The sequence below is a fragment of the Frankia sp. AiPs1 genome, assembly GCF_023716945.1.
In the GTDB taxonomy this organism is placed as follows: Bacteria; Actinomycetota; Actinomycetes; order Frankiales; family Frankiaceae; genus Frankia.
The window spans coordinates 6,598-13,577 of record NZ_JAMQQF010000128.1 but is presented as its reverse complement, the minus strand read 5'-3'; the positions used below and the strand labels follow the sequence as shown (position 1 = coordinate 13,577).

6 protein-coding genes are annotated in these 6,980 nt (G+C 72.5%); 2 read left to right on the top strand and 4 right to left on the bottom strand.

Features of this window, described 5'->3' with window-relative positions; translation table 11 throughout:
- The coding region (locus tag ND748_RS13940; RefSeq protein WP_251746232.1) for a hypothetical protein at positions 1–879 on the bottom strand (879 nt) is incomplete at its 3' end.
- Between the two features lie 128 nt (positions 880–1,007).
- Between ND748_RS13940 and ND748_RS13935 the strand changes: the two genes are divergently transcribed.
- Together ND748_RS13935 and ND748_RS13930 are read left to right on the top strand one after the other, a co-directional pair.
- Positions 1,008–2,477: a deoxyribodipyrimidine photo-lyase gene (locus ND748_RS13935; protein ID WP_251746231.1), complete on the top strand. Its 1,470-nt coding sequence runs from the start codon at positions 1,008–1,010 to the stop codon at positions 2,475–2,477.
- 338 nt (positions 2,478–2,815) lie between these two features.
- A complete protein-coding gene (locus tag ND748_RS13930; protein ID WP_374215916.1) occupies positions 2,816–3,472 on the top strand; it encodes a UdgX family uracil-DNA binding protein in 657 nt (218 codons plus the stop codon).
- Between the two features lie 89 nt (positions 3,473–3,561).
- Here the strand turns inward: ND748_RS13930 and ND748_RS13925 are convergent, their stop codons facing one another.
- From ND748_RS13925 to pdxH, 3 genes are all read right to left on the bottom strand, one after another.
- Positions 3,562–4,329: a L,D-transpeptidase gene (locus ND748_RS13925; protein ID WP_251746229.1), complete on the bottom strand. Its 768-nt coding sequence runs from the start codon at positions 4,327–4,329 to the stop codon at positions 3,562–3,564.
- Positions 4,326–5,111, bottom strand: a complete 786-nt coding sequence (locus ND748_RS13920) for a hypothetical protein (protein ID WP_251746228.1) — start codon at positions 5,109–5,111, stop codon at positions 4,326–4,328. The genes ND748_RS13925 and ND748_RS13920 overlap by 4 nt, the downstream gene beginning before the upstream one ends.
- 1,081 nt (positions 5,112–6,192) lie before the next feature.
- Positions 6,193–6,891, bottom strand: a complete 699-nt coding sequence (gene pdxH / locus ND748_RS13915; protein ID WP_251746233.1) for a pyridoxamine 5'-phosphate oxidase — start codon at positions 6,889–6,891, stop codon at positions 6,193–6,195.
- Positions 6,892–6,980 lie beyond the last annotated feature (89 nt).

The window sequence follows — 6,980 nt, the reverse complement described above, 5'->3', positions numbered from 1 at the left end:
GTGCCGGTCGGCGGGGCGCGGGTCGGCGGGGCGCGGGTCGGCGGGGCGCGGGTCGGCGGGGCGCGGGTCGGCGGAGTCTGTGCCCATGAGGTTCGGGTCGCCACGGTTCGGGTCGCCGGGGTTCAGGTCGGCGGTGCTGGGATCGGTGGTGCTGGGGCGCGGGTCGGCGGTCTGGGGGTCGGGGCGGCGGGCGCGCCAGGTCAGTCGGGCCTGGGCGGCGGTGTCCTCGGCATGTTCGAGGATCTCCTCCCAACGAAGCTGCATGGGACGGACGAGGCCCCCACCGACCCCAACCACGATCACCCCGGTCAGGGTGGCAAGGACGGCCCAGAGCACGGGGGTCGTGACCGAGGTCGCGAGACCCACCTCGTCGAGCCCGGCCTTGCCGAACGCGATCACGAGCACGACGGCCACCGTGTTGCCGGCCGCGCGTGCGTAGCTGAGTCCCCGCAGCGCCTCGCGCACGAAGGTCCGGGCGAGCCGGGCGAGGCTGACCCCGATCGCAATGATCACGACGGCGAGCATGGTGTGCAGCAGCAGGATGAGCAGCGCGGTGACCGTGTCCTCGGCGGCGCTCGGACCGAAGACCCCCACGGCGATGCGCAGCACCGTGAGCAGGCCGAGGCCGGTGAGCACCCGCGCCGCGCCCGTGCGAACGTCCGCGGCCGGTCGACGCAACAGGGCCGGCAGGCCGCACCGGTCGAGGACCGCATCGCAACCCAGTCGGGTCGCCAGGGCGGTCAGCAGCCCTGCCCCGACCCGGACCAGCAGGCCGCCGAACAGGCAGATCGCGAGGAAGACCCCGATCTTCGGCCCGGTCTGCGCGATGCGGGACCAGGCGTCCGAGAAGCCGCGATCCCACGCGATGGCGACGGTCACCTGCACCCGTCGATTATAAGCTCACAGTAATCTCTTGATGACGCACAGCTATAGATCGGCGGGTCCTCTGGGGGTCGTCCCGCGCTGGCGCGGCGAGGGCGCTGGTCGCCGGTCTAACGTCCGGTCCCATGACGGTGTCGGTCTGCTGGCTGCGGCGGGATCTGCGACTGAGCGACAACCCGGCCCTGCGCGCGGCGGCGGACGGGGGCGACGAGGTGCTGGTGCTGTTCGTCCTCGACGACGTGCTGCGCCGCCCGGCCGGTCCGGTCCGGCTCGCGTTCCTGTACCGCTGCCTGCGGGAGTTGGACGACCGCCTGGGCGGCCGGCTGTGCGTGCGCCGCGGCGATCCGGTGGACGTCGTCCCCGCGGTCGCGCGGGCCGTCGACGCGCGCCAGGTGCACATCGCCGCGGACTACGGGCCCTACGGGCGGCGTCGCGACGGCGAGGTCGAGCAGGCGCTGCGCGCCGCCGGCGGCCGGGAACTCGTCCGGACCGGGTCGCCGTACGCGGTCGCGCCGGGTCGGCTGGCCACGGCCGGTGGGACGCCGTTCCGCGTCTACACGCCGTTCTACCGGGCGTGGAAGGAGCACGGCTGGCGTCGCCCGGTCACCGAGCCGGCCGGCGCGCGCTGGGCGCAGTCGGCCTCGGATGGCATCCCGGCTGATCCGGACCTCGGGGGTACCCGGCTGCCCGCGGCGGGCGAGAAGGCCGCGCACGAGCGGCTGGCCGAGTTCCTGCACGGATCGCTGGCCGGCTACGCCGAGCGACGCGACGTGCCCGGAGAGGACACCACCTCGCGGCTGTCGCCCTACCTGAAGTACGGCTGCATCCATCCGCGGACCGTCCTCGCCGAGCTCGACCGAGTCACCTCTCCCGCCTCGACGGCCTCTCCCTCAACGGCCTCTCCCTCAACGGCCTTTCCCGCCTCAACGGGCTCTCCCGCCTCGACGGGGTTGGGGGACGGGGCGCAGCCGGGCGGCCGGGAGCGTGACGCCGAGAAGTTCCGGTCGGAGCTGGCATGGCGGGAGTTCTATGCCGAGGTGCTCGCGGCGAATCCGGCATCGGCGCGGGCAGATCTGACCGGCGCGCTGGCCGACATGGCATATGAGCCGCCGGAGGCCGGATTCGAGGCCTGGAAGTGGGGGCGGACGGGGTTCCCCATCGTCGACGCGGGCATGCGCCAGTTGCTCGCCGAGGGCTGGGTGCCCAACCGGGTGCGCATGATCGAGGCGTCGTTCGTGTGCAAGGACCTGCACGTCCACTGGACCCACGGGGCGCGGTGGTTCCTCGATCATCTCGTCGACGGCGACCTGGCGTCGAACCATCACGGCTGGCAGTGGACGGCCGGCACGGGGACGGACGCCGCCCCGTACTTCCGGGTGTTCAACCCGGTGTCCCAGGGTCACAGGTACGACCCGGACGGGAGCTACGTGCGTCGGTGGATACCGCAGCTTCGGGACGTCCCGGGGGCGAAGGTGCACGAGCCGTGGACCCTGCCCGGCGGCCCGCCCGCGGGGTATCCGGCGCCGGTCGTCGACCATGCCGTCGAGCGGCGAGAGGCGTTGGCCCGTTACGAGGTGGCTCGCAGCCGCGGCTGAGCGGGCCTGGGAGGCCGGCGAACTCGGGAAGCGGAGCCGCCCATCACTGGGATCGTCTAGCGGATGGATAGCTTGCCCGCAAGCGCGACACGTGTCGCGAATCCGACACGCGAGTTGTGCGGTCCGCTGGGTGCGGCGGGCGGGGATTGGCCACCCTTGTTCCAGGGCAGGGAGTGTGTGGGCAGGGATCTCCCGCTCGAAGCCCGGTGGAGAAGTGACGGGCTCCGCCGGAGGTGGTCGCGCCCGCGTGGGGTGTGGAGGGCAACCCACGTGTGGCGCGCCACGCCTACCCCGGCGGGGCCGCGCAGGCGGATGTCGGCTTGAATCTCAGGATGAACATGCAGCCCGTCGTGGTGCCACCCGGCGCGAACCTGCCGGAGTTGGCGTCGGCCGCCGCGAACTGCCGGGGCTGCGACCTCGCCGAGTTGCCCGGCACGCGGACCGTCTTCGGCGCCGGCGTCGCGCGCACGTGGCTGGTGCTGGTCGGCGAGCAACCCGGAGACGTCGAGGACCGCCGCGGCCTGCCCTTCGTCGGCCCCGCGGGCAAGCTGCTCGATCGGGCGCTCGGCGACGCGGGGCTGGATCGGGCCGAGTCGTACGCGACGAACGCCGTGAAGCACTTCGGCTACCGCACAGGTGACGGACCTCGGCGCATCCACCAGACGCCGCAGGCGCGGCACGTCACCGCCTGCCGTCCCTGGCTTGCCGCCGAGCTGAACGTCATCCGGCCGTCGCTGGTCGTCGTGCTGGGCGCGACGGCGGGTACGTCCCTGCTCGGGCCGTCGTTCCGGGTGACCAAGATGCGTGGGCGCTTGCTGCCCGGGCCGCCCGGGTCGAACGCCAGGTTGCTCGCCACCCTGCACCCCAGCGCCGTGCTGCGGGCGGACCCGGCGAGCCGGGACGAGGTGTATGCCGGTTTCGTCGCCGACCTGCGGATCGCCGCCACAGCCCGGCCTGCCCCGGTCGGCGGCGACCAGAACTCCCCGCCCGCCTGATCGGACCGCCGCCTGATCGGACCCCCGCCTGGCTGGACCCACCGCCTGGATCGGTCGGCCACCTGGCCGAGCCGAGGAGGGCGGCCCAGTCAGGCGACGATGTCGACCGGCGTGCCGAGCGGGACGGTCTGGGCGAGGCGGGTGATCGCGTCGTTGCTCAGCCGGATGCAGCCGTGGCTGACGTCCCTACCGATCATCTTCGGTTCGTTGGTGCCGTGCAGGCCGATCACCGGCTTGCGGCCGTCGAAGGAGCTCAGCGACGTGGAGAAACCGTTCAGGCCGAATGCGTAGGGGCCGTACGGGCCCTTCGGATTGCGCGGCCGAAGCAGCTCCATCAGGTAGAAACGGCCGCCCGGGGTCGGCGTGTCGGAGGTGCCGATGGCCACCGGCTCCTGCGCGATCTGCTTGCCGTCGCTGAACACCTGCAGCAGGTGGTGACCGCGGGACACGACCAGTCGGAAGGGCGTCTCCGATGCGCTGACCTGGTCGGCCTTGACCCACCCGGTGCTGCCGTTGGGCTGGACGGGCAGCATCACCTGCCACCAGCCGGGCATCTTGGCCTGGACCAGGAAGACTCGCTTGACGCCGTTCTCGTTCGGGCTCGCCAGCGTGGACGACGGCTGGGTGTCCGTGGGGGCACTGTAGATGTCGACGCTCGTACCGACGGCGGTGACCACCGTGCTCTTGCTCTGTCCGAGGCCCGCGATCGCGGCGAGCTGAGTACGGACCTGCGGTGAGAGGTTGGTGGCGGCGTCGTGGCTGTCGCCCCCGCCGCCGCACCCGGTGAGCACCACGCCGCCGAGGACGGCCGCGAGGATTCCCGTGGCCGTCCTGGCGCTGAGCCGGCTGATGGTCATCCGGTGTAGTACGGCTCGGCCGTGACGGAGCTGCTGGCGGCAGGCGCCGCGACCGGCAGCGCCACGGGCGCCGCGATCGCCGGCGGTGCGCTTGTCGCGCCGCCGCAGTTCGACACGCCGACGGTGGGCACGGTCACGAGCAGGAGCTTCGTCTCGGCATCCCAGGGCGAGCCGACGACGGCGAGGGCCTTGGACGGGATGTCCACGGTCTGCTTCGGCCCGATGTCGAGGATGCCGCCGCCCAGGTTGGTGTCGAACCAGCCGAAGCCGAAGCTCTTGCCGCTGGTGTTCTTCAGCTTCCAGGCCGGCTCGCTGCCGTTGCAGGTGAAGGTGAGGACGAGTGGGTTGACATCGATGTCCTCGATGCCGTTGATCTCCTTGTCCAGCGGCACCTTGAACGGCAGCAGGTCGAGGAATCCGTCGAGGGTCGGGTCACCGGTGCCGCCGGTCGAGGCCGCCGCGGCGGCCGGGGTGGCCGACGCCGACGCTGACGCGCTCGGATCGACGCTCGCGGTGGCACCGGCCACCGGGCTCGGCGTGGCGCTCGGGTCGACGCTCGGGGTCGCGCTCGGGCTGGTCGCGGCAAGCGCAGCGGCCGTCGGGGTCGGCGATGCGCTGGAAGACGCGCCGGCGGCCGCGGGGGCGGTCGAAGTCGGTGAGCTGACGGCGGCGGTCTCGGTCGGCACGGGTGACGGCGTCTCCGCGGACGCCGGCGACGCCAACGCGATCGCCGCCACGCCGAGAACACCGGCCACCACGACCCGCATTCTGGTGCTGCGCATGAATCCGTCTCCCTCGACATCTGCCGGGTCAGGAAAACCTCGACGGGAAGCTTTGATCGGGAAGAAGGTAGCAACGCGGCGGACGTCCCGGTACATCCGGGTCGATCGTAGCGGGACCGTTGGGTGAACGAGGCGGTGATTCGTAGTCATCCGGTGGTGTTCGCGGCAGCCGAGTGGCGTCCGGATGAACGCCGTCACTGAACGACGCCGAACCGCGAACGGTGATCGGCCCGGATGAACCGGTGACCGCGCCGCCGCGGCAATGGCGCTGCCACCACGGCCGACCGGGAAATCGTCGCGTTCGCCGGCGGCATCCACGTTCGCCGCGCGTTCGCCGGCGGTTCCACGTTCGGGAGAAGGCGGGGCGGGGCGGGGCGGTGCCCGCTGGTCCTGCCGCGATCCGCTCGGCCGGTGGCTGCGCTGACGGCAAGGTCCTGACGCGCCGTCTCGCGGCCGTCTCGCGGCCATCCCGCTCCGGCCATCCCGTTCTGGCCGGCTTGCTTCGGCCGCCCCCGTCCGAGTTGCCCGAGTGGGCTCGCCCGGTTCGGCCGTTCGTCCTACCCCGTCAGCGCGGGTTGGCGCTTTGTCCGTCCGCGCGGGTTGGCACGCTGGCCCGGCCCATGTCCGCCGCGGATTCGGGCACGGCGGGTTCCGCGGTATGGGCCCCGGCCGAACCCGGCAGGCCGCCGGCGCTTTCAACTCGGTGGTGCCCCTTTGAGGCGGGCCGGTCGAGTTCAGTCTGCGGTGGGGCGGCGATCGGGTGACGGCCGTGCGACCACGCAGAGCGTCATCGACTGGTTGTCCATCGGGTCCGGGTGGTGCACATTCGGCGGGGACAGGCGGCGGCGAACAATGTCGCCCCGGACAGCCGGTTCGGGCAGACCGGCCGGGTTCGGCGGCGATTCAAGTAGGCGGTGGAGTGAACACCCGGTGCGGCACACCGTTTGCCGCTGGACCGGACCGGCCGCAATCACTCCGGTCCGCGACCGACGTCGCCGACACCCCCGCCGAGAGCACGCACGACCGGGTTGTAGCCGGGATCAGCCTGAGCCGGGCGAGGGCCGGGTGCCAGGGGGAGACGTCAGGGGGACAGGCGTTCGACGGCCCAGCGGTCCGCGGTGGAGGCACGGCGGTAGCGCAGGCGGTCGTGGAGCCGGTTCGTCCGCCCCTGCCAGAATTCGACGGTGTCGGGCACGAGGCGCAGCCCGCCCCAGAACGGCGGGGTGGGCACCGGGGTCCCCACGGGCCAGCGGGCCGCGAGCTCGGCGGCACGGGCGTCCAGGACGTCCCTGGACTCGATGATCTGCGACTGGTGGCTGGCCCAGGCACCGAGCTGGGACCCGCGGGGCCGGGAGGCGAAGTAGTGCTCGGTCTCGGTCCTGCTGACGCGCTCCACCGCGCCGATGGCCACCACCTGTCGTTCCAGGGCGTACCAGGGGAAGACCAGCGAGCCGAAGGGATTCTCGGCGCTCTCCCGGCCCTTGCGGGAGGTGTAGTTGGTGTAGATCACGAAACCGTGGTGGTCGAAACCCTTGAGCAGTACCGTGCGCGCGCTCGGCCGGCCGTCCGCGGACGCGGTGGCGAAGACGGCCGCGTTGGCCTCGGGGACACCCCGGCCCGCGGTGCTCGCGTCGGCGAACCAGCGGGCGAACTGCTCGACCCAGGTCGGCGCGAGCTGCTCCCGTTCCAGCCGACCGGTCTGGTAGCTCTGCCGCTGCCCGGCCGGGTCGGGTCCGTCCGGGACGGCTGTGTCAGCGGGGACGACGGTGTCAGCTGGGATGGCTGTGTCAGTGGGGACGACGGTGTCAGCTGGGATGGCTGTGTCAGTGGGGACGACGGTGTCAGCTGGGATGGCTGTGTCAGTGGGGA